The sequence below is a fragment of the Acidovorax sp. LjRoot117 genome, from assembly GCF_964252695.1.
Taxonomy (GTDB): Bacteria; Pseudomonadota; Gammaproteobacteria; order Burkholderiales; family Burkholderiaceae_C; genus Acidovorax.
The window spans coordinates 145,796-170,701 of sequence record NZ_CAXUPO020000011.1; the positions used below are offsets into that span (position 1 = coordinate 145,796).

Annotated in this window: 25 protein-coding genes; 16 read left to right on the forward strand and 9 right to left on the reverse strand. The window is 66.5% G+C overall.

Annotation, left to right across the window (positions count from 1 at the left end):
• The first annotated feature begins 65 nt into the window (after nt 1–65).
• A complete protein-coding gene (locus tag ACSQ3D_RS22490) occupies nt 66–527 on the forward strand; it encodes a nuclear transport factor 2 family protein (protein WP_396504699.1) in 462 nt (153 codons plus the stop codon).
• An 81-nt stretch (nt 528–608) separates the two neighbouring features.
• The gene (locus ACSQ3D_RS22495; protein ID WP_436128388.1) at nt 609–1,580 is read left to right on the forward strand and encodes a 2-hydroxyacid dehydrogenase; all 972 of its coding nucleotides are present in this window, start codon (nt 609–611) and stop codon (nt 1,578–1,580) included.
• A 213-nt stretch (nt 1,581–1,793) separates the two neighbouring features.
• Here ACSQ3D_RS22495 and ACSQ3D_RS22500 read toward each other — a convergent pair whose 3' ends face one another.
• The 4 genes from ACSQ3D_RS22500 to ACSQ3D_RS22515 form a co-directional block, all read right to left on the reverse strand.
• A complete protein-coding gene (locus ACSQ3D_RS22500; protein WP_436128389.1) occupies nt 1,794–2,579 on the reverse strand; it encodes an NPP1 family protein in 786 nt (261 codons plus the stop codon).
• A gap of 330 nt (nt 2,580–2,909) precedes the next feature.
• Entirely contained in the window at nt 2,910–4,859 is a 1,950-nt protein-coding gene (locus tag ACSQ3D_RS22505; RefSeq protein ID WP_436128390.1) for a phosphatase PAP2 family protein, read from the reverse strand.
• Between the two features lie 315 nt (nt 4,860–5,174).
• Nucleotides 5,175–6,464 carry a M20/M25/M40 family metallo-hydrolase gene (locus tag ACSQ3D_RS22510; RefSeq protein ID WP_056414860.1) on the reverse strand — a complete coding sequence of 430 codons (1,290 nt, stop codon included), beginning with the start codon at nt 6,462–6,464 and terminating at the stop codon, nt 5,175–5,177.
• Between the two features lie 88 nt (nt 6,465–6,552).
• Entirely contained in the window at nt 6,553–7,440 is an 888-nt protein-coding gene (locus ACSQ3D_RS22515) for a LysR family transcriptional regulator (RefSeq protein ID WP_436128391.1), read from the reverse strand.
• A 96-nt stretch (nt 7,441–7,536) separates the two neighbouring features.
• Here ACSQ3D_RS22515 and ACSQ3D_RS22520 point away from each other — a divergent pair, with 96 nt between their 5' ends.
• From ACSQ3D_RS22520 to ACSQ3D_RS22555, 8 genes are all read left to right on the forward strand, one after another.
• Entirely contained in the window at nt 7,537–7,947 is a 411-nt protein-coding gene (locus tag ACSQ3D_RS22520) for a nuclear transport factor 2 family protein (protein ID WP_056414852.1), read from the forward strand.
• A gap of 115 nt (nt 7,948–8,062) precedes the next feature.
• Complete coding sequence (locus ACSQ3D_RS22525; RefSeq protein WP_436128392.1) at nt 8,063–8,404, forward strand: TA system antitoxin ParD family protein; 342 nt, start codon at nt 8,063–8,065, stop codon at nt 8,402–8,404.
• Between the two features lie 23 nt (nt 8,405–8,427).
• Complete coding sequence (locus ACSQ3D_RS22530; protein ID WP_436128393.1) at nt 8,428–9,066, forward strand: zeta toxin family protein; 639 nt, start codon at nt 8,428–8,430, stop codon at nt 9,064–9,066.
• 220 nt (nt 9,067–9,286) lie between these two features.
• The gene (locus ACSQ3D_RS22535; protein WP_056414845.1) at nt 9,287–9,817 is read left to right on the forward strand and encodes a MarR family winged helix-turn-helix transcriptional regulator; all 531 of its coding nucleotides are present in this window, start codon (nt 9,287–9,289) and stop codon (nt 9,815–9,817) included.
• Nucleotides 9,818–9,902: 85 nt separating this feature from the next.
• Nucleotides 9,903–11,384, forward strand: coding sequence for an efflux transporter outer membrane subunit (locus ACSQ3D_RS22540; protein ID WP_436128394.1), 1,482 nt, complete (start codon nt 9,903–9,905; stop codon nt 11,382–11,384).
• A 200-nt stretch (nt 11,385–11,584) separates the two neighbouring features.
• Entirely contained in the window at nt 11,585–12,952 is a 1,368-nt protein-coding gene (locus ACSQ3D_RS22545) for an HlyD family secretion protein (protein ID WP_436128395.1), read from the forward strand.
• Between the two features lie 12 nt (nt 12,953–12,964).
• The gene (locus ACSQ3D_RS22550; RefSeq protein ID WP_056414839.1) at nt 12,965–14,608 is read left to right on the forward strand and encodes a DHA2 family efflux MFS transporter permease subunit; all 1,644 of its coding nucleotides are present in this window, start codon (nt 12,965–12,967) and stop codon (nt 14,606–14,608) included.
• 372 nt (nt 14,609–14,980) lie between these two features.
• The gene (locus tag ACSQ3D_RS22555) at nt 14,981–15,139 is read left to right on the forward strand and encodes a DUF3309 family protein (protein WP_007856361.1); all 159 of its coding nucleotides are present in this window, start codon (nt 14,981–14,983) and stop codon (nt 15,137–15,139) included.
• Nucleotides 15,140–15,244: 105 nt separating this feature from the next.
• Here ACSQ3D_RS22555 and ACSQ3D_RS22560 read toward each other — a convergent pair whose 3' ends face one another.
• The 5 genes from ACSQ3D_RS22560 to ACSQ3D_RS22580 form a co-directional block, all read right to left on the reverse strand.
• Entirely contained in the window at nt 15,245–15,817 is a 573-nt protein-coding gene (locus tag ACSQ3D_RS22560) for an EF-hand domain-containing protein (protein ID WP_436128396.1), read from the reverse strand.
• Nucleotides 15,818–15,958: 141 nt separating this feature from the next.
• Nucleotides 15,959–16,336 (reverse strand): PH domain-containing protein, encoded by a 378-nt coding sequence (locus ACSQ3D_RS22565; protein ID WP_056414834.1) that lies wholly within the window; start codon nt 16,334–16,336, stop codon nt 15,959–15,961.
• Between the two features lie 51 nt (nt 16,337–16,387).
• Nucleotides 16,388–16,849, reverse strand: coding sequence for a YiiD C-terminal domain-containing protein (locus ACSQ3D_RS22570; protein ID WP_436128397.1), 462 nt, complete (start codon nt 16,847–16,849; stop codon nt 16,388–16,390).
• The gene (locus ACSQ3D_RS22575) at nt 16,846–17,370 is read right to left on the reverse strand and encodes an NUDIX hydrolase (RefSeq protein WP_436128398.1); all 525 of its coding nucleotides are present in this window, start codon (nt 17,368–17,370) and stop codon (nt 16,846–16,848) included. Before ACSQ3D_RS22575 ends, ACSQ3D_RS22570 begins: the two co-directional genes overlap by 4 nt.
• A 79-nt stretch (nt 17,371–17,449) precedes the next feature.
• Complete coding sequence (locus ACSQ3D_RS22580) at nt 17,450–18,340, reverse strand: LysR family transcriptional regulator (RefSeq protein WP_436128399.1); 891 nt, start codon at nt 18,338–18,340, stop codon at nt 17,450–17,452.
• A 162-nt stretch (nt 18,341–18,502) separates the two neighbouring features.
• On the opposite strand from ACSQ3D_RS22580, the gene ACSQ3D_RS22585 reads away from it, so the two are divergent.
• From ACSQ3D_RS22585 to mmsB, 6 genes are all read left to right on the forward strand, one after another.
• Nucleotides 18,503–20,026 carry a CoA-acylating methylmalonate-semialdehyde dehydrogenase gene (locus ACSQ3D_RS22585; protein ID WP_436128400.1) on the forward strand — a complete coding sequence of 508 codons (1,524 nt, stop codon included), beginning with the start codon at nt 18,503–18,505 and terminating at the stop codon, nt 20,024–20,026.
• 303 nt (nt 20,027–20,329) lie between these two features.
• Entirely contained in the window at nt 20,330–20,677 is a 348-nt protein-coding gene (locus ACSQ3D_RS22590) for a lysozyme inhibitor LprI family protein (protein WP_156370780.1), read from the forward strand.
• A gap of 192 nt (nt 20,678–20,869) precedes the next feature.
• The gene (locus tag ACSQ3D_RS22595) at nt 20,870–22,036 is read left to right on the forward strand and encodes an acyl-CoA dehydrogenase family protein (RefSeq protein ID WP_436128401.1); all 1,167 of its coding nucleotides are present in this window, start codon (nt 20,870–20,872) and stop codon (nt 22,034–22,036) included.
• A 322-nt stretch (nt 22,037–22,358) separates the two neighbouring features.
• On the forward strand, nt 22,359–22,877 hold the full coding sequence (locus ACSQ3D_RS22600; protein ID WP_436128402.1) for a TfoX/Sxy family protein: 519 nt from the start codon (nt 22,359–22,361) through the stop codon (nt 22,875–22,877).
• Nucleotides 22,878–22,936: 59 nt separating this feature from the next.
• On the forward strand, nt 22,937–23,338 hold the full coding sequence (locus ACSQ3D_RS22605) for a DUF488 domain-containing protein (protein WP_436128403.1): 402 nt from the start codon (nt 22,937–22,939) through the stop codon (nt 23,336–23,338).
• A gap of 181 nt (nt 23,339–23,519) precedes the next feature.
• Nucleotides 23,520–24,419, forward strand: coding sequence for a 3-hydroxyisobutyrate dehydrogenase (gene mmsB / locus ACSQ3D_RS22610; RefSeq protein WP_436128404.1), 900 nt, complete (start codon nt 23,520–23,522; stop codon nt 24,417–24,419).
• Nucleotides 24,420–24,906: the final 487 nt, after the last annotated feature.

A 24,906-nucleotide genomic window follows, 5' to 3' on the forward strand; every position in this document is an offset into this window, starting at 1 on the left:
GGGGTTCTGCAGCGGCACGCCTTTGCACTCTTCATCCATCACACATAACAACGGAGACAGACAAGATGTTCAGAAAGCTCATTCTCGCCACGGCCACCATCGTGGCTGTCGCGGCCCTCGCGGGCTGCGCCAACCACGCACCCGCCACGTCGTCGGCATCGGCCGAGCAGGCCGTGGCCGCTGCGGCCGAGCGCCTGCGCGTGGCCATGATCGACCCGACGCCTGCGGCCCTGGCCCAGTTGGTGGCTGATGACCTGAGCTACGGTCACTCTGGCGGCCGCGTGGACACCAAGGACAGCTTTATCGGTGACCTCGTGGCCGGCAAGTCGGACTTCGTGACCATCGCCATCACCGAGCAGACCATCAAGGTCGTGGGCAACACCGCCATCGTGCGCCACACGTTGACGGCCGACACCAACGACTCAGGCAAGCCCGGCAAGGTGCAGATCAAGATTCTGGGCGTGTGGCAGGATCAAGGCGGCACCTGGAAGCTGCTGGCCCGCCAGGCCGTGCGCGTCGCGGCTTGAAGCGCAGACCCGACCAAGGGCCGCCGATGCGGCCCTTTTTTCTTTAAGGGCCGTTTGCGCCCACCATTCTTTCCCGCACCCATGACCACCACCGCCCTGCCCCGCATCCTGCAAATCGGCCGCCTGCCCCTTCCTGCGCTGGAGACAGAACTGGCCGCCCGCTACCACGTCACCTGCCTGGCGGACCAGGCCGACCCGGCCGGCTACTTGGCGATGCATGGGGCGGAGTTTTCGGGCGTGGTCACCACCGCGTCCATCGGACTTCAGGGCGAGGTGATTGCCGCCCTGCCCCACCTGCAGGTCATCAGCAGCTTCGGCGTGGGCTTCGACGCGCTGGACATCGACGCCGCCAAGGCGCGCGGCGTGCAGGTGGGCTACACGCCCGGCGTGCTCAACGACTGCGTGGCCGACATGGCCTTCGCGCTGATGCTGGATGTGTCGCGCGGCATCGCCGCCAGCGACCGCTTCGTGCGGCGCGGCGCATGGACGCAGAGCCGCTTCGCCCTGGGCAGCCGCGTCTCGGGCAAGCGCCTGGGCATCGTCGGCATGGGCCGCATCGGCCAGGCCGTGGCCGAGCGCGCCAGTGGGTTCCGCATGGAAGTGGCCTACCACAACCGCCGCCGCGACCCCGGCATCGCGCAGCAGTACTTCGAGTCGCTGGTCGAGCTGGCGCGCTGGGCCGACTACCTGGTGCTCACCGTCGCCGGTGGACCGGCCACGCGCCACTTGGTGGACAGCACTGTGCTGCAAGCGCTGGGCCCGCAAGGCTTCCTCATCAATGTGGCCCGCGGCAGCGTGGTGGATGAAGCGGCATTGATCGATGCGCTGACACACCGCCGCATCGCCGGCGCCGGCCTGGACGTCTTCGAGGACGAACCCCGCGTGCCCGAGGCATTGATGGTGCTCGACAACGTGGTGCTCACGCCCCACACCGCCAGCGCCACGCACGAAACCCGCCGAGCCATGGCCGACCTGGTGCTGGAGAATCTTGACGCGTTTTACACACAGGGCGCGGTGAGCGTGCCCGTGCCTGGGACCACTCGGCCTCAGTAGGGATTGCCACATCAAAGATATTGCATAGGACATTCAACGGCATCGTCGCCGAGTTCAAACTCGCCGCAGCGCCAAACGACCGCATAATTGAAAATAACTGGCAGCAATCGCCGAAGCCACGCCACAGCGGCCTGCCAGCCAACGCAAATGGTCGCACCCAAATCAAAATTTGGTTGATATTAAATATTCATAAATATGAATTTATTATCACGACTAATTGACATCGAGCGGTTGAAATCGACTTTCCCACGCCTTGTCAAGACTGTGCTGAAAGGTACTATCTTTGAACGGAACAATCGCCGCCCCGAAATCAGCATCGGAGAGGGCTTGGCGAGCAGCTGGCGTCAGTCGAGACCACGCAATGGCGGGTTGAGAGCCGCCCAGATGGTCCGTATAGGTCAAGCTGTGGTTGAAAGGGAAATCTGTCTCTGTGTATTTCACCAGTGGCCTCGACCCGTAAAGAGGTGGACGGAAAAGCGTTTGATACCCGCCATGTGCCGAGTAAGAAACTGCATTGATTTGGGCTTGCGAAGAACATTGGCTCAGCCAAACGACGACGGCCTCCCAATCATGGGTATGTCCCTGACCGAGAACAACGATATCCTTGGGGAAATACCATGCATACATGACAGCACATTCATTGTGGTAAGGCTCCGCCCGAACATATACCTGGCCAATGCTTTGTGAACACCCTCCATTGACGGGATAGGTAGGACGCAAACCCCGGCCTACATTGCCGTAGGCATCCACGGCAGGGTACGGTACACAGCCTCCATCCACAAAAAGCCTGGGCTTGAAAGTGGCTTCAAATTCATCCACGCTCTCCGGGAAGTTCACAATTTGGTTATGGGGCAGGCTATGAAAATAGACCGATGCTCCACCGTCTTCAAAAAATTCGTCGGCTTCGTCCAATCCACTTTGCGCGTGCGCGGCTCCACAAGACATCGCCGCGATACATGCGGAAAATATAATTTGGGTAAAATTGCGATTTTTGACCATGATCCGCCTCCAAATGAAGTGGTGTAGGAAAATTCAGGGCTCAAGCATCCCGGATAAAAACCGTCCAAATCTTATAAGCAGTACATCAATATTTAATATTCAAGATCAACCTACTCATACCATTAAATACTCTTTTCAAGCCCGACGACAGCTACATTAACCATAGGTCCCGCATCGCAATGCGCTGCGCTGCACGGCGGGTCCATAGCAGGTCACCACCCACCTACCAACGGATTCGTCCCACTGTGCGTGTGCCCTGCAGCCAATTCAATTTCAAACTACAACCATCCCGCCGATCGGGCTGCGCGCGAGATGGTGATAGCGACAAACTCAGGATATGGCGTCTATGTGCAGCTGCACCGAATCATTCAGGTACACCGGCGTCACCTTGAAGCCCTTGACCGTGACCGAGCCGAACGTGCCACGCACCATGGTGCCCCGCACGATGGTGATGGTGGAGCCCACTGCGGGGACGTAGCCCGCCCGGAAGCTGACCAGCAGCGAACCTGCAAGCGTCGCGGGGCCGCTGGCGTTCAACTGGCCCGCGCCGTTGGCGCCCAGTCGCAGATCCAGCGTGCTGCTGCCGCCTTGGGTGTACGCACCGCCAATGACCACCGCGGAGGCTGCGTTGCTGATGAAGGTGCCGCCGCTCAGGTACACGTCGCCCTTGCCTGCTGCATTGGCAGAGTCCGCCTGCACGGCGCCAGCCGCGACCTCGGTGCCACCGGTGTAGGTGTTGGCCCCTGACAGCGCCAGCGTGCCGCTGCCGCGCTTGGTCAGCTTGCCGGCGCCGGCAATGTCGTTGCGCCAGGTGTCCAGGGCGTGGAAGCCGCCTTGCGCGGCGTCCATCGCCACCGCCACATCGCCGTTGAAGTTGCCGTAGCCGTCGCCTGCCGCAAACAGGTTCAGGCGCCCCCAGCCTTCGGCGTCGTCCATCACCGGGTAGCCCGAGGCGATGGCCGTTGTCTTGAGCACCACGCGGCGCTGGCTGGCATCCAGGTACGGAAAGCGGGTTTCGAGCAGCACTTCTGCGCCCTTGGGCACCACGGCAGCGCGCGTGGTGTCGCCGATCGGTGCGAAGCCGAAGGTCATGCGGCGCAGGTACTCGGCCTTGTTCGTGGCGCGGTCGGCAAAGCGGTCAGTGCCCACGGGCTGCGAATGTGCGAACTGCTGGAACTCGGCGGGCGTTTTCGCGCCGACGGCGGCCATCAGCGTGCCGCGGGCCTGCGCCAGCGCGGCGGCCTTGCGCGGGGCGTTCACGCCGGTGGCGATGCTGGCGGCAGCCACGGCCTGGCCGTGGATGCGGCCGCTGATCACGTCCAGGGGCGAATGCATGCCGGCCAGGATGCGGCTTTCGCCCAGCTCCAGCCCACGGGCGAGCATTTCCTGGAAGCGTTCGGGCACCACGTACGCCATGGCGATGGCGTCGCGCACACCCTCGGCCGTGTGGCCGCTGGTGAAGCCGCCATCGGTGGCGGGGGTGGTGCTCTTGGCGGGCACCAGGGTCGGCAGCACCATCACGCTGGCGCTCCAGCGCCAGGGGCGTGCGTATTTGTAGAACCGCTTGGCAGGTTCGGTGGAGCCGTTGTCGCCGATGCCCCCCAGAAAGTCCACCACCGTGCCGAAGCTGGTGTTGGCACTGCCGCCCACGCCCACGTTGTTGCCGCTGTCGTTGTACACGACGCTGGTCGCGTCGGTCGGAACGTTGGTGATGGAGGTGGTCTGCTGCGCGGCGGTGCGCCACGCGCTGGTGAGCGGGCCCAGGCCATCGGTCACGCTGTAGCCCTTGCCACGGCGGTCATCCAGGTAGGCCTGTTGTTCCTGCGCGGCGGTGCGGCGCGTGGTGGCATCCACCACGTACTGGATGTTGCGGGCATGCACGTCCCGGTTCAGCACCGTGCCGTCCGTGGCGTCGCCCGGGATGCCGCTCCAGCTCGATGGGGCAATGGCGGGGAAGGTGCCGTTGGCCGGGGCAGTCACGCCGGCGTCCACCAGCTGGGTGCTCGGCTTCCAGATGTCGAGGAACCCGCCCAGCACGCGCACCCCGGCGTTGGTGGCCAGCGTGGCGTAGCGCGCGTCGCCGCGCTGGTTGGTGAATGCGAAGTCGACGAACGGCGGGGTGCTGGCCTCGTTGGGCACGGGGGCCGTATCGGCACGGCCCAGGCCGACGGGTGCTTGCGGGGCGGCCGGTTCTGCGTCGCCTCCCCCTCCACAGGCGGACAGGGCCAGGGCGGCGGCAAGGGCAATGACAAGGGGGCGGTAGGTGGGAAGCTGCAACATGGCGGAGGACACGGGTTGGACGGGCAAAGGCGGTCGCTGCAAACAGCGCCGGTGCAGGCCCACGCGGGCCGGCTGCGTCGCACTGTAGAAACGGCCCATGACACTTGCGTGACGGCTGCTGGACGGTCAAACGGGTGTCATGTGCAGCTGAAACCCACGCCTGCAGAGGGCTGCCGGGGGGCGCGCCCGTCCCCGCGCTTCTTCGATGGCCTACAAAGCGTTTTTGGTGCACCCAACAAAAAATAAAACCCCGCAAGTCGCGACGACTGCGGGGTTTTCAGCGGCAGGCCGACAGGCCGGCAGAGCGGCCGCGGGTTACTTCACGGCACCGCGGGAGATGTCCATGATCATGCGGGTGGCCAGGTACAGGCGCGGCACGATGGTGTTGACCTGCACGTACTCGGCGTCATTGGAGTGCGCGCCGTAGCCCGACAGGCCCATGCCCTCCACCACCGCGCCCTTGGTCTTCAGCGCCGCAAAGGCGGCATCGGTACCGCCGCCCGTGGCCTTTTCAACCACGTTGAGCGGCAGGCCCAGCTCCTGGTAGATGACCTTGCCGTAGCCGGCCACTCGGCGCGATGCCTCGCTCGCTTCGAGCGGCGGGCGGCGCACCTCGAACTTCACGTCCACCTTGGAGGCCGGCAGCAGCTTGGCCTTAACCTTCTCCTGCAGCGTCTTTTCCAGGCCGTCGAAGTCGGACACCTTCAGGGCACGTGCATCGGCCTGGGCGGTGGCCTCGGCCGGGATCACGTTGCGGTTGGTGCCGGACTTGGACACCGTCCAGTTGAGCTTGAGGCCTTCGTCGTTCTTCGACAGGTCCTTCATCTGCAGCAACTGGTGCGACAGCTCGTACAGCGCGTTCACGCCGTCTTCGGGCTTGGCGCCCGCGTGCGATGCCTTGCCCTGCACCGTGAGGTAGGCCGCGCCGATGCCGCTGGTCGCCAGGCGCAGCGAGCCATCGGTGCCGCCGCCTTCAAAAGAAAACACCGCGTCGTGCTCGGCCGCCACGCGGGTGATGGTGCTGCGCCAGCCGGGCGAGCTGATTTCCTCGTCGCCATTGATCAGCACCGTGAGGGTGCCGTAGTCCTTGAAGTTGAGCTTTTGCAGCAGGGCCACGGTGTGGATGATCAGCGCCACGCCCTGCTTGTCGTCCGAGATGCCCAGGCCGTAGGCCTTGTCGCCCTCGATGCGAAACGGCTGGGCCTTGAGCATGCCCTTGAGGTACACCGTGTCCATGTGGGCGATGAGCATGATTTTTCGGGTGCCCGTGCCCTTGAACACGGCCTGCACGGCGGGCCCCACCTTCTCGGGCGTGTCGTCCAGGCGGTAGATGTCGCTGGTCTGCAGCACGTCCACCGTGCCGCCCAGTTGCTTGAGCTGGCTGGCGATGCGCTCGGCGATCTGGTTCAGGCCCTCGATGTCCTTGCTGCCCGATTCGATGTGAACCAGGTCGCGCAGCGTGTCCAGCAGCGGCTGCTGCTCCTTCTGGGCCAGGGCATGCACATCCGCCACAGGCGCGGCCTGGGCTGCGCTGGCGCACAAGGCCAGTGCGATCGATGCGATCAACGGACGGACGAAGGACGGAGCGGAGTGCGGGTGTTGCATGGTGCGGCGGGGCCTGAAAAAAGGGAAAAGCCATTATGGAGCGTTGCAACGTCTGTTTCAAACATTTCGGCCACTTGCAACGCCTGTATCACACCACCGGTTCGCCAGCCGCCACAAGGTCGGCCCACAGCTGCGGGCCGATGCGCGGCGCATGGTGGCGCAACTCGAACAGCCACATGGCATACAGCGGCAAGGCTTCGGCCAGCCGAAGCGCTGCCACCTGCGGCGCGGCGGCGCCCAGCAATGCGGGGTGCGGCACCACGGCCAGCAGGTCCGACGTTGCCACCAGGTTCAGCAGGCTGGCGAAATCAGGGCAGCGCACTGCCATGCGTGGCGCGGGCATGCGCCGCACGCGGTGTGCCTCGGTCAGCACATCCACCGGCCCGCTGACGCTCTGCCCCACGCAGGCCCAGGCCGCGCCCTGGAGCTGCGCGAGCGACCGGGCTTGGACCAATGGATGGCGGCGGCGCGCGTAGACCAGCGGCTGCAGGTCGTACAGCCGCCGGGCGGACACGTCCGCATGGTCGAACTTGCGCGGCCGGGGCGCAATGACCGCGTCGAACCGCCCCTGCAGCAATCCGGCCAGCAAGCTGCCCTCATCTGCCGTCGCCATGGCCAGCGAACGCCTGCCTTGCGGCACGCACCAGCCCCGGTACAGCACCGGCCCGCACACCAGGGCTGCAGACGAGGTGAGCCCCACGCGCAGTTGGTGGCGTTCCGCCGTGCCTGTGCCCAGCCGAGGCAGCGCGTCGATGCGCTCTCCGACGGACGCCGCCTCCGCCGACACCGCTCGGGCCAGGTCGGTGGGCAGGTAGCGGCGCCCCTGCCGCACGAGCAGCGGCGCGGCAAAGTGCGCCTGCAGCGACTTCATGCCCTGGCTGATGGCCGGTTGCGACACGCCGCAGGCCAGCGCGGCCCGTGCAAAGCTGCCGTGTTCGATGATGGAACGCAGGTACTCAAGGTGGCGAAGATACATAAGCCGCATTTATGTATGGAGCGCCATTGTCGCTTGCCGGACGGCGCAGACGGCGCGAAGCTCAGGCATCCATCCCACCCCAGCGAGATACACCCCGTGACCCAGCAACCGATTGACACCGTACGCACCTACCTCGGCCACCTGCATGCGAGCAACACCGAGGGGCTGATCGCCTGCTTCGAGCCCGATGGCGTGGTGCACTCACCGTTTCTCGGCACCATGCGCGCCAGCGACTTCTTCAAGAAGCTGGCCCAGGCCTCCAGCGGCAGCGTGATCACCGTGCTGGACCTGTTTGGCTCGGTGCTGCCTGGCGCTGACGGGGGCGCCGTGCGCGTTGCCGCCTACTTCCGCTATGACTGGACGCTGAACGACGGACGCGAGGTGACCTTCACTTGCGTGGACGTTTTCACCTTCGGCGCGGGCAGCGCGCTCATCCGCGACATGAACATCGTCTACGACACCCACCCCCTGCGCGAAGAGGTGGGCGACAAGTACGCGCCGGACTGATGCGCGCGCTTGGGCCCAAGCTTGGGCGGTGGACGCTGCGCACCGCGCGCGGCGTGCTGGGCGGCGTTGCGGATTTAGCCTGATTGGCGCAAAATGCGCCAATCAGGAGACCACCATGTCCGCCACCGCCTTTTCTTCCGTCAAACTCCCCGCGCACCTGGTGGAGCAGGCCCGCCAGGCCGCGCAGCCCATGCGCCGCTCGGTGGCCAGCCAGATCGAATACTGGGCCACGCTGGGGCAGATCGTGGAACACACGGGTTTGAGCGTGTCGGAAGCCCGCAGCGCCATCGAACAGTACGAGGCGGCAGCCTTGCGGCACCACACCCTGGCGGCCCCGGCGTCGGTGGACGCACTCACCGCCCGCCTGCTGGCTGCACAAACACGCGGCACGCTGGCCCAGCGGGTGCGTGAGGTGGTTCAGGAAAACCAGGCCAAGGCCGGCGCCACCGCCGCTTGACAGCCGGATGGCGTGATGGCTTGATGACTTCTTCGCAGTCTCGCTCTTCACCACCCGGCATCGCCACCTCACCCCGCTGGTTCCACCTGCTGGCCGGCCCCAACGGCGCAGGCAAATCCACGCTGTACCGCGCGCTGGTGCGCGAAGGCATCCTGGGCCCGCCGCTGGAATTCGTGAACGCCGACCTGCATGAACAGGCCCACCTGCAGCACATCGCCGACCCCGAGGCCCGGTCCGAAGCCGCCCGGCAATGGGCCGATGCACGCCGGGCCACGCTGCTGCGCGAAGGTGCTGATTTCGCCAGCGAGACCGTGTTCTCGCACCCCTCCAAACTCACGCTGATTGAAGACGCCCAGCGATGCGGCTACACAGTGGCCCTGTACATCGTGGCGCTGGACGACCCGGCGCGGCTGCTGCCCCGCGTGGCGCAGCGCGTGCGCGAAGGCGGGCACGCCGTGCCGCCAGACCGCATCCTGGCGCGCTACCCCCGCACCATGGACAACCTGGCCCTGGCCGTGCGCCGGGCCGACGTGTCGTACCTGTATGACGCTGCCGAAGCCATGGACACCGGACCTCAGTTGGTGGCGATGTGCTCGCCCACGCAGACCACGCCGCTGGTCCCACCGCTGCCCGCATGGGCCCGGCGCCTGGTCGGCCACTGACTAGCTGCTTGAGGCGCCGGCCTCTGGGGGCGTCAACGGCGGACTGCACCGAGCGTGGGAGGCCAACATCAGGCTAAAAATCTGCCCCTACCGCTTGACCACATTGCGCTAGCAGCTATTCATTTCATAGCAAATCGTCTGCACAAAAAATCCCTGATGCCGTTGTGGGCGTTTCTCATTGCCAAGACAATAATTGTCTAGTCAATTAAATTCCCTACCCATGACATCTCAGCCTTCCGACTCTTCCGCCCAAGGTTTTTACAGCCCCAGCCACCTGGAGCCTGAGGAAAGCGTGGGCTACCTGATGCGCAAGGTGATGTCGTCGATCCGCACGCAGGCCGACGCGCAGCTGTCTACGCACGACCTGACGTATGCGCAGTGGCTGCCGTTGTTCAAGATCTCGCGCTGCGACCAGACCACCGTGGCCAGCCTGGCGCGGGACCTGGAGACCGACCCGGCCTCGATGACCCGCGCGATGGACCGCCTGGAGGCCAAGGGCCTGGTGGTGCGCGAGCGGTCCACCACCGACCGCCGCGTCGTCCGCCTGACGCTCACGCCCGATGGCGACCAGGTCGCATCGCGCGTGCCGGCGGTGCTGGCCGACGTGCTCAACGTCCACCTCAGCGACTTCAGCCACGCGGAGTGGCAACTGCTGCTGAGCCTGCTGCGCCGCATGCTGGTGAACGGCAAGCCGCCTTCAACGGCGTCAACGCCTTCAACGCCGGCTGCATCTTCGGCGCCGTCAGCATGAAGGAACGCCCGGGGCCTTGACCCCACCGATGCAACCGCCTTCGTCCTCCTCCATACAACACACCAAAACCATTCTGGAGAACCCCGTGACCACCACCGCCACCACTCCCCTGCCCTCGGTCCGCTCTGCCTTTGCCGCCCATTTCGCCGTGTCGGCACTGGCCCTGGCCGCCGCCATCCTGCTGGTCGGCTGCGCCAGCCCCGGCGCGCCGCACACCCCGCTGGCGCAGACCACGCCCGCCGCCGTGGGCCTGAATGCATCCACCGCCAGCGACACCGCCGCACCCAGCCAGTGGTGGACCACGCTGGGCGATGCACAGCTCAACACCCTGATCGAACAAGCCCTGCAGGGCAGCCCCAGCCTGGCCGTCAGCCGCGCCCGGCTGGAGCAGGCGGTTGCCCTGAGCCAGGTGCGTGAAGCGGCCAACGGCCCGCAGGTCAACCTGGGTGTGGATGTGACCCGCCAGCGCTACACCGCCAACGGCCTGGTGCCCGCGCCCATCGCCGGCAACACCTACAACAGCGGCACGGTGCAGGCCACCCTGTCGTGGTCGCCGGACTTCTTCGGCCAGCATGCCGCCGAGCTGCAGGCCGCGCTGGGCCAGGCCCGCGCCGCGCAGGCCGATGCCGCCGCCGCCGCCAACACCCTGGCCGCGCAGGTGGGCCGCAGCTATGTGGCGCTGGCCCGGCTGGTATCGCAACGCGATGTGGCCCAGCGTGCGCTCGCCCAGCGCGAAGAGCAACAGCGCCTGACGCAGGAACGCGTGTCCGCCGGCCTGGACAGCCAGGTCGAGCTGACGCAGGCCCAGGCCGCCGTGCCCGACGCCCGCACCCAGATCGAAGCGCTGGAAGAGCAGATCACGCTGGCCCGCCGCCAGATCGCGGTGCTGAGCGGACAGGCGCCCGATGCGCTGCCGACGCTGGCCCCGCAGTTGTCCCAGCTGCAGCGCAACACGGTGCCGGACGTGCTGGGCGCCGACCTGCTGGGCCGCCGCCCCGACGTGGTGGCCGCACGCTGGCGCGTCGAAGCCGCCACGCAGGGCGTGAACAGTGCGCGCAGCGAGTTCTACCCCAACATCAACATCGCAGCGTTCATCGGCCTGAACTCGCTGGGCCTGGACAATCTGTTCAACGCCGGCTCGCGCCAGATGGGCGTGACCCCGGCGCTGCGCCTGCCCATCTTCGACGGCGGCCGTCTGCGCGCGCAGCTGGGCGGCCGCCAGGCCGAACTGGACGCCGCCATCGCCCAGTACAACGGCGCGGTGCTCGATGCCGTGAAGGAAGCCGGCGACGCCATGGCCTCCATCCAGTCGCTCACCCGCCAGCAAACGCTGCAGGACGACGCCGTGGCCAGCGCCGAGAAGGCCTACCGCTTTGCGCAAGAGCGCTACCGCGCGGGCCTGGGCAACTACCTGGTGGTGCTGTCCACCGAAAACCAGGTCCTGGCCCAGCGCCGTCTGGCCGTGGACCTGCGCGCCCGCCAGATCGATACCCGCCTGCAGCTGATGAAGGCGCTGGGCGGCGGCTGGACGGATGACACGGCAGTGCTGCAGACCGCGGCGCGATAGACATCCACTGAGGCTGCATGCATGCCGGTCCCCCATCCGTTCACGCTGAGCCTGTCGACGCGCCGCGCAAGGCTTCGATAGGCTCAGCCCGAACGGTCGGGGTGACGCCCGAACGCTGACCAGCGCAACAGCCCCGAGCCTGCCCCGAGCCTGCCCCCTACAAAAACCACATAACAACGCATTCCTGAAAGACCACTGCCATGAGCGAACCCCTTGCCACCCCCAAAGCCACCAACCCCGCCCGCCGCCGCGGCCTGACCGTGATCGCCGCTGCCGTGGCGATCGCTGCCATCGCCTGGGGCGGATGGCACTGGGCCAACGGCCGCCATGTGGAGACCACCGACAACGCCTACGTGGCCGGCAACGTGGTGCAGATCACGCCCCAGGTGGGCGGCACCGTCGTCTCCATCGGCGCGGACGACACCGACTATGTCAAGGCCGGCCAGTTGCTGGTCAAGCTCGACCCTGCCGACGCCCGCGTGGCGCTGGAGCAGGCCGAGGCCCAGCTGGCGCAGGCCGTGCGCGAAGTGCGCACGCTGTTCGCCAACAACTCCACGCTGAAGGCCCAGGTCAGCCTGCGCAGCGCCGACCTGGCCCGCGCGCAGGCAGAAGCCGCACGCCTGCAGGACGACGTGACCCGCCGTGCCCCGCTGATGGCCAGCGGCGCCGTGGGCAAGGAAGAGTTCCAGCACGCCACGGCCCAGGTCACGGCCGCCAAGAGCACCGTGGCCGCTGCGCAGTCGGCCGTGGTGGCCGCGCAAGAGCAACTGGCCGCCAGCCAGACGCAGACCGAAGGCACCTCCATCGAGCAGCACCCCAACGTGCAGCGCGCCTCGGCCCGCGTGCGCGAGGCCTACCTGGCCGTGCAACGCGCCCAGCTGGTCGCGCCGCTGGACGGCCACGTGGCCAAGCGCGGCGTGCAGGTGGGACAGCGCGTGCAGGCCGGCGCGCCGCTGATGACGCTGGTGGCCCTGAACGATCTGTGGGTAGACGCGAACTTCAAGGAAAGCCAGCTGCAAAGCCTGCGCATCGGCCAGCCCGCCGAGCTGGAAGCCGATGTGTACGGCACCAAGGTCAAGTACCACGGCACCGTGACCGGCCTGGGTGCCGGCACCGGCGCAGCGTTTGCGCTGCTGCCCGCACAGAACGCCACGGGCAACTGGATCAAGGTGGTGCAGCGGGTGCCCGTGCGCATCGCGCTGGACGCCAAGCAGGTGGCCGAGCACCCGCTGCGTGTGGGCCTGTCGATGGAAGTCAAGGTGGACACGGCCGACCAGAGCGGCAAGACCCTGGCCGACACGCAGCGCTCCACCCCCGTGGCCGCCACCGCCGTGTTCGACGAGCAGTTCAAGGCAGCCGACGATGAAGTCGCGCAGATCATCGCCGCCAACCTGGGCCGCAGCAGCAAGGCCGCCGTGGCCGCGGCGTCGCCCAGGGTGAGCGCGGCTGGCACAGGCACTGCAAAGGCTCCGGCACTCGCCACGACGCTCCCTGCGCCCCGTGTCGAAAAACATGCGTCAGCCCCCGCAGCGTCGTCACAGCCACTGCAGTCGCCAGCGGTGCAGTAAGCCGGGGTTCGCATGACTGCCGCCAACCCCACTGCAGACACCGCAGGCCAGGCACCCGCCGCGCCAGCGGCCCCTGCCGCACCGCCGCCTTCGGCCCCCTCGGGCCCACCCGCCGCGTACCCGCCACTGCAGGGCACCGCCCTGCTGCTGGGCACGCTGTCGCTGTCGCTGGCCACGTTCATGAACGTGCTGGACTCGTCCATCGCCAACGTCTCCATCCCCGCCATTGCCGGCGACCTGGGCGTGAGCCCCGGCCAGGGCACGTGGGTCATCACCAGCTTTGGCGTGGCCAATGCCATCTCGGTGCCGCTCACCGGCTGGCTCACGCAGCGCTTTGGCGCCGTGCGCCTGTTCACCATGAGCGTGCTGCTGTTCGTGCTCACCTCCTGGCTGTGCGGGTTCGCCTCGTCGCTGGAGATGCTGGTGTTCTTCCGCGTGCTGCAGGGCCTGGTGGCCGGGCCGATGATCCCGCTGAGCCAGACGCTGCTGCTCGCCAGTTACCCCAAGGCGCTGGCGGGCACCGCTCTTGCCCTGTGGGGGGTCACCACGCTGGTCGCGCCGGTGGTGGGGCCGCTGCTGGGCGGATGGATCACGGACAACATCTCCTGGCCGTGGATCTTCTACATCAACGTGCCCGTGGGCCTGCTGGCCGGTCTGCTCACCTGGGGCATCTACCGCAAGCGCGAGACGCCGATCCGCAAGCTGCCCATCGACACGGTGGGGCTGTCCCTGCTGGTGCTGTGGGTCGGTGCGCTGCAGCTCATGCTCGACAAGGGCAAGGAGCTCGACTGGTTCGCCTCCGGCGAGATCGTCATCATGGCCGTGGTGGCCGTGGTCGCGTTTGCGGTGTTCCTGGTGTGGGAGCTGACCGAGAAGCACCCGGTGGTGGACTTGAAGCTCTTCAAGGGCCGCAACTTCACCTTCGGTGCACTCGCGCTGTCGGTGGCGTATGCCCTCTTCTTCGGCAACGTGGTGCTGCTGCCGCTGTGGCTGCAGCAGTGGATGGGCTACACCGCCACCTCGGCCGGCATGGCGCTGGCGCCGGTGGGCGTGTTCGCCATCCTGCTCACGCCACTGGTGGGCAAGAAGGTCGGCCAGTGGGACCCGCGCCGCATGGCCACGGGCGCGTTCATCGTGTTCAGCACGGTGCTGTGGATGCGCTCGCAGTTCACGGTGCAGACGGACTTCATCCACATCCTGATCCCCACCCTGCTGCAGGGCGCGGCCATGGCGTTCTTCTTCATTCCGTTGACGACGCTGACCTTGGCCGGCATCCCGCCCGAGCGCATACCGGCGGCTGCGGGGTTGTCCAACTTCGTGCGGATCACCGCCGGGGCCATGGGCACGTCGATCGCCACCACGCTCTGGGAGAGCCGCGCCGCCATGCACCACGCGCACCTGACCGAAGGGCTGGTGCAAGGCCAGGGGGTGTTCGGGCAGACGCTGGACAATCTCACCGCATCGGGCCTCACGCAGATGCAGGCGCTGGCGCAGATCAACCGGCTGATCGACCAGCAGGCCTTCACGCGGGCTGCCAACGACATCTTCCTCGGGTCGGCGTTTTTGTTCCTGCTGCTCATCGGGCTGATCTGGCTGACCAAGCGGCCGCCACGGGCCGCGGGCGGCGGCGCGGCCGACGCCGGTGGGGCGCACTGACAGCGCAGCGGGGCCTGCGCCCGCAGTGCCACAGCGCGAAGAACCGGCCCTCAGGCCGGTTCTTTTTTTGGTGCCACGCATCGCGCGGCAACTGCAGGGCTCGCCACACGCCACGCTGACGCCCCAACTCCAAAATGATCGCTACCGCTTGCCTGGATTGCGCCAGCAGCTATCCCATTGATAGCAATCACACGGGCGGTCACCCAGCGAGCAACGGCAGATGCCATCCTCGCCCGCGGGCCGCCACGCGCCCCTGCAATCCCACACTCCCTGTCGGAAATTCCTGACCCGGGAGCAGGCGCAGCACCTTCGGTCACCTGCAGGGTACGGGCCCAACAATTCATTCACCGTAACCCATAACAAGGAACTGCCATGTCGCTCTCGCTGATTCTGCTGATTGTCCTGATCCTCATCCTCGTTGGCGCACTGCCAACCTGGGGCCACAGCCGCTCGTGGGGCTACGGACCCAGCGGTGGTATCGGCCTCGTGGTGTTGATCCTGGTGATCCTGCTGCTCATGGGCAGGATATAAAAGTGCGGCACCAGGGTGGCGCGGGCGGATAACGCCCGCAGCATCCCGTTGTCACACCTTCCAGAAAAAAGCGGCCCTCGGGCCGCTTTTTCGTGGGCGCTGTACTTACACCGTGCCCACGCGCTTTTCTGCGCCGGCGAACGCGGTGGTGAACGCTGCGAACTCGTTCTGGTTCACCACGCCATTGGCATCGCCACCCTTGTCCATCAACTGAAGCACCGCTTGCGAGAAATCAGTGCCCTGCTTCTGGATCGATGTGCTGGCCATGCCCTTCAAGAACTCGTCGTGCGAGATGCTGCCGTCCTTGTTGGCATCAAAGCCCGCCGTGATCTGCTGCTTTTGGGCATCGTCGGCGCCAAAGCGGGTCAGGATCTCCTGAAAGTCCTGCACCGACACGGACGAGCCATTGCCGGCAAGACCTGCACTGCCCCCGCTCTGCGCGCCACCGCGCTGGACGGCACCCAAGGCACCATCGAGCTTGCCTTGCGACACCAGAATGCCCTTGCCGGCGAACCCGGCCAGCGCCTCGGCCTGCGGGCTGAGCGTGACGACCGCAGAGGGCTGCGCATCGGCCGTCTCGCTGCTGCGGCGCGTGGCCGCTGCCTTGGAGGATCCGCCCGAGGCGGCGTTGAAGACCATCGACGCGACGGACGCCAGGCCGGAAATGAGAGGTGACATCGCCATGAACTCCTGTGTGGCGACACTCCGGTGCCGTGGGACGACCATCGACGGGCCACCGTTTCGCCTTGCCCCGCCAGGGTACCCGCACCGTGCACCTGGCAAAGGCCTGAAAAGCGGCGACATCGCCCCCCACCTTGCCTACTTGAGCACGTAGCCCGCCAGCACCGACTGCACCTCGTAGATGCTGAGCCGCTTGTTGAACTGCTTTTGAAACGGCGCGGCGCTGCCCGATATCCAGATTTTCAACTCGGCATCCAGATCGAAGGTTCCGCCGGTCTCGATGCTGAAGTGCGTGATGCTCTTGTAGGGCAGCGAGTGGTATTCGACCTTGCTTCCCGTCATGCCCTGCTTGTCCACCAGCACCAGCCGCTTGTTGGTGAACACGAAGTAGTCGCGGATGAGCTGGTAGGCATGCTCCACCACCTCGCCGGGCGCGAGGATGCGCCCGAACTCTTCCTGGATCTTCGCTGCATCGATCTTGGATGCATTGCCCATGACGCCGTCAAAAAGTCCCATCGTGTTCTCCTGCTGTTGTGATGTTCCGGTGGCCCGGCAAGCCCCGGCCCTTCAGGCCAGCGACTGGTAGCCCGGCCCGAAGGCGACGAACTCGCCCTCCAGCCGCCCGGCGGGCTGGCCCTCGTAGTGCAGCACCGACGCCTGCACGATGCGCCCGATGCCCTTGCGCTGCAGCATGCGGGTGAAGGAACTCCACACCGCGGCCGACGGGGCGTCGGCCACGGCAGTGAAGGTGCCGGCCATGGGCGCCAGGTAGTCCATGGTGTTGCGCTGGATGACCAGCCGGCTGCCCAGCCCTTCGGCCGACAGCCGCACATGCAGCATGCTCCACGCGGCCAGGATCGCCACGGCCGACGCGCTGCCGCCAAACACCGTGTCGCGGTGGTTGATGTTGGGCGCCAGCGGCGCAGTCAGCACCACGCGCTGCGGTGATGCGTCCACCACCGACACGCCCATGGCACGGGCCAGGGGGATGTGGTCGTGCAGGTAGGACTCCAGGTCGCGAGGATTCATGCGGGGGCTTTCGGGTCGGTGGGTGCGGGGGCCGGGTCGCGGTGCACGAAGTGAGGCACAGGGCCAGGCACGTCACCCAGCGTTGCCAAGGCTTCGCCAAGGAAGGCCGGGCGCAGGTCCAGTTGGGCCAGGCTGGCACGGGCAAACCACGCAAACTCCAGCCCGCGATGGCCTTCGGCACCCACATACGGGCCGGGCGTCTGGTCCAGAAGGCTGCCGGGCTGCGGCTCGGCATGCAGGTACAGACCCATCTCGTGGTAGTCCACGCCGCCATAGGCAAAGAAGTTCTCCACCACGCAGGCCAGCGCGCCCGGCTCCACCGCCACGCCCAGTTCTTCGTGCATCTCGCGCACCAGCGCTTGGGCGGCGCTCTCGCCCGGCTCGATGCCGCCGCCGGGCAGTGCCCAGAACATGTCGCCTTCGGCACGGTGCAGCAGCACCTGCCCGGGCCGGGTGATGACTGCCGCTGCCCGCAGGCGAATGCGCGGCGCGATGGGGGTGGACGGTGCTGTTGGGTTCATGCCGCCGATCCTATCGCGGCATGGTGACAGGCACCGTGTGCGCAACGCTCACCGGGCCCGGCCGCGCCGTGCGCCCCGCTCAGTCGGGCAGCAGCACGCCCTGCTGGGCACCCACGGTCTCACGCAGGAAGGCCCAGGTGGCCTGCATGCGGGCCACGTGCTTGTTTTCCTCGGGCATCGACATCCAGAACGTGCGGGTGAAACGCGCCGTGCCGGGCAGCACGGCCGTGAGCGCCGGGTCTTGCGCCGCAACGAAGGCCGGCAGCACTGCCAGCCCGGCACCGGCGCGCACTGCCTCGTACTGCGCCAGGATGCTGGTGCTGCGCAGCGCAAACCGCGCGGGGCGGTGCAGCTCGTCCAGGATCTGCAGCTCCTTGGTGAACAGCAGGTCGTCCACATAGCTGATGAAGCTGTGGCCGCGCAGGTCGTCCGCCGTGCGGATGGGCGCATGGCGGGCCAAGTAGCTGCGCGTGCCGTACAACTGCAGCACGTAGTCGGTGAGCTTGACCACCAGCACCGCCCCGCGCGCAGGCCGCTCCAGCGATATCACGATGTCCGCCTCGCGCCGCGACAGGTGCACCAGGCGCGGCAAGGCCAGCAGGTCCAGCACCAGGCCGGGGTGCTCCAGCGCAAAGTGCGCCAGCTGCGGCGCCAGCACCAAGTTGCCGAAGCCTTCGGTGGTGCCGATGCGCACCAGGCCCTGCAGGCCCTGGCGCGCGCCGGGCGCGGCGTTCTCCACCGCCAAAAAGGCGGCCTCCATGGCCTCCACCTGGGGCTGGAGCGCGCGGCCCGCCTCGGTCAGCCGGTGGCCGCCGGCCTCACGGGCGAACAGGGCCGAGCCAACCTGCTTTTCCAGCGCCTGGATGCGCCGCGCCACCGTGGTGTGGTCCACGGCCAGGCGGCGCGCAGCGCCCACCAGCGTGCCGGCGCGGGCCAGCTCCAGGAAGTAGCGCAGGTTGTCCCAGTCCATAAGCCCTCTCTGTACGGCGTCTCGCGAGCCCCATCGCTCGCGACCGATCTGCATTTTTGCAAACCTTGTGCGCAGTATTGTCTATTGTCTTCACAAATTTGCACAGCTACCATGCGCTGGTTACCCGCTGCGGCGCCCTATTCCATTCAGGAGACAACACCCATGAACGCACCCACCTCGCAGGCCGTGCTGGCCCCCACCGTCAAGCTGCTGATCGGCGGACAGTTCGTCGAGTCCAAGACCACCGAGTGGCGCGATGTGGTCAACCCCGCCACGCAAGAAGTGCTGGCGCGCGTGCCGTTTGCCACGGCCGACGAGATCGATGCCGCAGTCGCCTCGGCCAAGGAAGCCTTCAAGACCTGGAAGAAGACGCCCATCGGCACGCGCGCCCGCATCTTCCTCAAGTACCAGCAGCTCATCCGCGAGAACATGGCCGAGCTGGCCGCCATCCTCACCGCCGAGCAAGGCAAGACGCTGCCGGACGCCGAAGGCGACGTGTTCCGCGGCCTGGAAGTGGTCGAGCACGCCGCCAGCATCGGCAACCTGCAGTTGGGCGAGCTGGCCAACAACGTGGCCGGTGGTGTGGACACCTACACGCTGATGCAGCCGCTGGGCGTGTGTGCGGGCATCACGCCCTTCAACTTCCCGGCCATGATCCCGCTGTGGATGTTCCCGATGGCGATCGCCACCGGCAACACCTTCGTGCTCAAGCCCTCCGAGCAGGACCCGATGGTCACCATGCGCCTGGTGGAGCTGGCGCTCGAAGCCGGCGTGCCTGCGGGCGTGCTCAACGTGATACACGGCGGCGAGATGGCCGTGAACGCGATCTGCGACCACCAGGACATCAAGGCGATCAGCTTCGTGGGCTCCACCAAGGTCGGCACCCACGTCTACAACCGCGCCAGCCTGGCCGGCAAGCGCGTGCAGTGCATGATGGGCGCCAAGAACCACGCCATCGTGCTGCCCGATGCGAACAAGGAGCAGACCCTGAACGCCCTGGCCGGTGCGGCCTTTGGCGCTGCAGGCCAGCGCTGCATGGCGCTGTCGGTGGTGGTGCTGGTGGGCGAGGCGCAAAGCTGGATTCCCGACCTGGTGGCCAAGGCCAAGACGCTGAAGATCAGCGCCGGCACCGAAAAGGGCACGGACGTGGGCCCCGTGGTGTCTTGCGCCGCCAAGGACCGCGTCGAAGGCCTGATCGCGCGCGGCGTGGCCGATGGCGCGAAGCTGGAGCTCGATGGCCGCAAACCCGTGGTGGCTGGCTTTGAGAAGGGCAACTTCGTGGGCCCCACGGTGTTCAGCGGCGTCAAGCCCGGCATGAGCATCTACGAGCAGGAAGTCTTCGGCCCCGTGCTGTGCCTGTCGGCCGCGGCAGACATCGACGAAGCCATCGCCTTCATCAACGACAACCCCAACGGCAACGGCACCGCCATCTTCACCCAGTCGGGTGCCGCGGCGCGCAAGTTCCAGGAAGAGATCGATGTGGGCCAGGTCGGCATCAACGTGCCGATCCCCGTGCCGGTGCCGCTGTTCTCGTTCTCGGGCTCGCGCGCGTCCAAGCTGGGCGACCTGGGCCCGTACGGCAAGCAGGTCGTGCTGTTCTACACGCAGACCAAGACGGTGACCTCACGCTGGTTTGACGACAGCACCGTGTCGCACGGTGTGAATACCACGATCAGCTTGAAGTAAGTGCTGCCGGGGGTTGGTACATGCCGCGCTGGCCGAGAGCCAGACACCCGTTCATGCTGAGTGGGGGTCGAAGCGCTGCGCAGGGCTTCGACGGGCTCAGCCCTAACGGATGTGAGATGGCGGCCGGTGCGACAACACCCGGACCAACCCCAACCCAACCGCGACGGTTCAGCCTGACTTGTCGAAGGCCCCCATGCTGCGCAACGACGGTGTTAAAACCAGGCCATGCAACTCCACCTGCCAAAGATCAAAGTGCCTGCCTGGGCCATCGCTGTTGTGCTGCCCTGCTCTGTGCTCTTGACCATGCCGCAAGCCCACGCCCAGGCCGGCGCTGCCTGCAACCCCGGCGGCACAGTGCCAGAAACCAATGCCTGCGCCGTGCAAGCCTTCCAGGCGGCGGACACTGAGATCGCCATCCTCTACGGCGACGTGATGCGCGCCCTGTCGGCCCACGAGCGGCCCCAGCTGCGCCAGGAGCATTCGGCCTGGCTGCGCGAGCGCACCACGCGCTGCAAGCAGTCCACGCGTAGTGCCGAGTCAGAGCCCACAGGGCCGCGCGTTTACCACGAGTGCCTGACCGCCGAGACCCAGGCGCGGCGCAAGGCGTTGATGCGCTGGCTGACGCTGGACCACCCTTCCGCCAAGCCATGAAAGCCATGCGCACCATGGATTCAGAGCCTTTGAACTCGACATACCCGTTCGGGCTGAGCCTGTCGAAGCCTTACGCGGCGCACCGTCCCTTCGACGAAGCTCAGGACAGGCAAGCTCCGCGTGAGCAGTGCGTTTGCGCAAACCCTGTCCCCCAGAAAAACACAACGACAACCAGCGACCCCGAGACACACCATGGACTTTGAACTCACCGAAGAGCAGCGCGCCTTTGCCCAGACCGCCCGCGACTTCGCCCAGGCGGAGCTGGCACCCCACGCCGCGCACTGGGACGAGGAAGGCATCTTCCCGCGCGAGGCCATCGCCAAGGCCGGCGAGCTGGGCTTTTGCGGCCTGTATGCGCCCGAGGCGGCAGGAGGCCTCGCCCTGCCCCGCCTGGACGCCACGCTGGTGTTCGAAGAGATGGCGGCGGTAGACCCATCGACCACCGCCTTCATCACCATCCACAACATGGCCACCTGGATGCTGGGCACCTGGGCCACGCCCGCGTTGCGCGACCACTGGGGCCCGCTGCTGACCACCGGCGAAAAGCTCGCGTCGTACTGCCTGACCGAGCCCGGCGCAGGCTCAGACGCGGCCTCGCTCAAGACCCGCGCCGAGCTGGTGGGCCACGACTACGTCATCAACGGCAGCAAGGCCTTCATCAGCGGCGCGGGCGCCACCGACGTGCTGGTGCTCATGGCCCGCACGGGCGACGCGGCATCGGGCGCGGGCGGAATCAGCGCGTTTGTGGTGCCAGCCGACGCCCCGGGCATCAGCTACGGCAAAAAGGAACAGAAGATGGGCTGGAACAGCCAGCCCACGCGCACCATCAGCTTCGACAACGTGCGCATCCCCGCCGACCACCTGTTGGGCCGCGAAGGCGAAGGCTTCAAGATCGCGATGAAGGGCCTGGACGGCGGCCGCATCAACATCGCCACCTGCTCGGTGGGCGCTGCGCAAGGCGCGCTGAACGCCGCCCAGCAGTACATGCAGGACCGCAAGCAGTTCGGCAAGCCGATCGCAAGCTTTCAGGCGCTGCAGTTCAAGCTGGCCGACATGGCCACCGAACTCGTCGCCGCGCGCCAGATGGTGCGCCTGGCCGCGAGCAAACTGGACGCCGGTGCGCGGGATGCATCCACCTACTGCGCCATGGCCAAGCGCTTTGCCACGGACGCGGGTTTTACCGTCATCAACGACGCCCTGCAGCTGCACGGCGGCTACGGCTACATCCGCGAATACCCGCTGGAGCGCCTGCTGCGCGACGCCCGCGTGCACCAGATCCTGGAAGGCACGAACGAGATCATGCGGGTGATCATTGCGCGGCGCATGCTGGATGGGGATGCGACGGAGGCGATTCGATAGCTGGTGAAAATACCGCTCCATGACACACAGTCCCGTTCGCTATTCCCACTTTCCACGCTTTGAGGAAACCACGCTGCCGCGATGTCCGGGGTGCCAATCGGAGCGCCTGCAGGCAGGGCATCTTCATATGGGCGAAGGCGCGGGCGAGTTCATTCCGGCGGGATACAAGTGGAAGTTTTTTAGGGCGTCTTATGGCGTGGCTGTTCACTCGAACCAATTCCAGATGTGCAAAGACTGCGGCTTGCTCTTCCGGCACGAAGACCCGCGCGCTCTCCAAGCCTACATAGACCGCAACGCCAAGACCTGAACACCCGGATACGCCATGCCCGCCCGCCCCCTCTCCGACGAAACCCTGCACCTGATCGACGCAGTGCGCACCGCGCTGGACCACCGCAGCGATGTGGAAGAACGCCCGCTGTTCGGCACCCATGCGTTCTTCGTGGACGGCAAGATGTGCATCGCGGTCAAGGGGGAAGAACTGCTGGTGCGCCTGCCTCCCGAGCGCCATGGCGAGGTGCAGGAGATGCAGAACACGCGGGAGCTGTCGCCCGGCGGGGGCATGAAAGGCTACTTCTGGGTGGAGCCCAACGGCTACTCCACGCGGGCGCAGTGGAGCTTCTGGGTCGACGAAGCCCTGGCGTACAACCCGCTGGCCAAGGCCAGTCCGCGCAAGAAACGCGCGCCCGCCGCAGCAGCCGGCAAGGCAGCAACCACCGCTGGCAAGAAGCCAGCCGCCAAAGCGTCCGCCAAGAGTGCGGGCGCGAACAAGCCGCCAACGAAGACCGCGGCAACGAGGACAGCTGCAGCCAAGAAGCACAGCATCTTCGAAGCCGACGACTGAGCCGCCCTCGCCCCGCGCAAGCACACGCCATCCCTCCAGCCCACCCCGGAGCCACCACCATGCCCATCCGCATCGTCCGCCTCGGCACCCCGCGCGCCACGGGGGAAGGCACCCGCATCGGCACCGTGCGCCGCCCGCCGCGCGGCGTGCCCAAGGCCGAGTTCGCCAGCCGCGACTACTACGACGTGTGGTACCCGCTGCTCGCCCCCACGCAAGAGCTGATGACCCAAGGCCAGCAGGTCCCCGCGGGCCCCGAGGGCGACAAGGACTGGCAGGCGTTCGTCCAACATTTCCGCAAGGAGCTGGCCCAGCCCGAGGCCAGCCGCACATTGGACCTGCTGGCCGCGCTGTCGCACCACAGCGCGATGTCGGTGGGCTGCTACTGCGAGCACGAGCCGCGCTGCCACCGCTCGGTGCTACGGGCCGAGCTGCTGGCGCGCGGCGCCCGTGTGGAGGGCTGAGTTTGAAGCTTTTTCGGCCCCTACCGCCTAATGGACAAGCGCTACCAGCTACAAATTTAATAGCAATCCTTTTCTAACCGATCACACCGTTCTGCACGGCCCCGCCATCGCAGGCGGTGCCAGCATCACCGTCACTCCCCCCTCACCCCCTCATCACAACGACATCAAGGAGCAACACAGCATGAAGATCGCATTCATCGGCCTGGGCAACATGGGCGGCCCCATGGCCCTGAACCTGCACAAGGCCGGCCACGACGTGGGCGCCTTCGACCTCTCCAAACCCGCCTGCGACAAGCTGGCCGCTGACGGCGTGCGCATTGCCGCCGACGCCGCCACCTGCGTGCTGGGCGCCGAAGTCGTCATCAGCATGCTGCCCGCCAGCCAGCATGTGGAATCGCTCTACCTGGGCAACGACAAGCAGCCCGGCCTGCTGCCCCAGCTGGCCGAGGGCGCACTGGTGATCGACTGCTCCACCATCGCCGCCGCCACCTCGCGCAAGGTGGCCGATGCCGCCAAGGCCCGGGGCCTGGCCTTCATCGACGCGCCCGTCTCGGGCGGCACCGGCGGCGCCATCGCCGGCACGCTCACCTTCATGGTGGGCGGCGACACCGCAGCGCTGGAGCGCGCCCGCCCCATCCTCGAAAAGATGGGCGCCAACATCTTCCACGCAGGCGACGTGGGTGCGGGCCAGACCGCCAAGATCTGCAACAACATGCTGCTGGGAATCCTGATGGCCGGCACCAGCGAAGCCATCGCCCTGGGCGTGGCCAACGGCCTGGACCCCAAGGTGCTGAGCGAAATCATGCGCCGCAGCTCGGGCGGCAACTGGGCGCTGGAGAAGTACAACCCCTACCCCGGCGTGATGGAAACCGCGCCTGCGAGCAAGGGCTATGCGGGTGGCTTTGGTACGGACCTGATGCTCAAGGACCTGGGCTTGGCGCAAGAGAACGCCATTGCGGTGAAGGCCAGTACCCCGCTCGGCGGCATGGCGCGTGCGATTTACGCAGCGCACAGCATTGCGGGGTTTGGAGGAGAGGATTTCTCGAGTGTGATCAAGATGGTGCAGAAGAAGCAGGGGTAGGCTGCGTTTTCCAGCAAGCTAAACGCAACACGGGCGCTGTAGCATGCCGATACAGCGCTCGTGCTCATTTCTTGACCGGGAATTTTTAGGTTTGACTAAGCGGCGGGGGGTTGTAAGCTTGCACGGGAGCGTGAAATACACTGTTTTTATCCGACAAGTGTCAGTTGAACTGCAGTCATCTAATGCTAGGTGGACCTCTCGCGATCAACGAGATTGAGTTATGCGAGACAAAGCGGAAATCTACTGCCCTCACTGCAAGTGGCGCCCGGGACCCGAGGACCGGTGGGACTGTATGCCATCTTGTGGAACTACGTGGAACACATTTTGGACACGCGGCGTTTGTCCCGGTTGCTCTTACAAGTGGCTCAAAACTCAGTGTATCGAGTGCGGCAAACTAGCACCACATGAAGCTTGGTACCACTATCCAAAGAACGGCGAGCTCAAGCAGGTGGAAATCGAGCATGTTTTATCAAACTAGGCCCAACAC